1 protein-coding gene is annotated in these 393 nt (G+C 67.2%); it reads right to left on the reverse strand.

Translation table 11 applies throughout. The annotated features are described in order from the left end of the window. Nucleotides 1–195: 195 nt before the first annotated feature. The coding region (locus tag AC0CH8_RS18825; protein WP_465241192.1) for a PEPxxWA-CTERM sorting domain-containing protein at nucleotides 196–393 on the reverse strand (198 nt) is incomplete at its 5' end.

Genomic DNA, 393 nt, shown 5'->3' on the forward strand with positions numbered 1-393 from the left:
CAACCGCCTTCTTCTCCGCCGTGGCCCTCGCTGCCACCGTCATCTTCTGGCTGTGATCAACGAGTCCTGACCCTAAGCCGCGTTGCGCACGGGTCCACGGTGGGTCCCGATCTCGCAACAGTGCTGTCCAAGACGGCAAGGCGCTACCGGGAGAACCCGGTAGCGCCTCGTCGCGACGGTAGTGCGGCCTCGCGATCAGGCGAAGGACAACTTGACCGTTATGGCGCGCCGCCGCCGCAGCGCGCCGCCGGCGAAGCCGACGCCTGCGATCATCATCGCCCAGCTGGCCGGCTCCGGCACCGCGCCGCCGAGAAAATTCCGGTAGATCGATGCCGTGCTCATCCGGTAGCCGGGGCGGCTCAGCGGATCGAACGCGATATCCCAGCCGATCAT

The sequence above is a fragment of the Sphingomonas sp. AC435 genome (genome assembly GCF_979253005.1).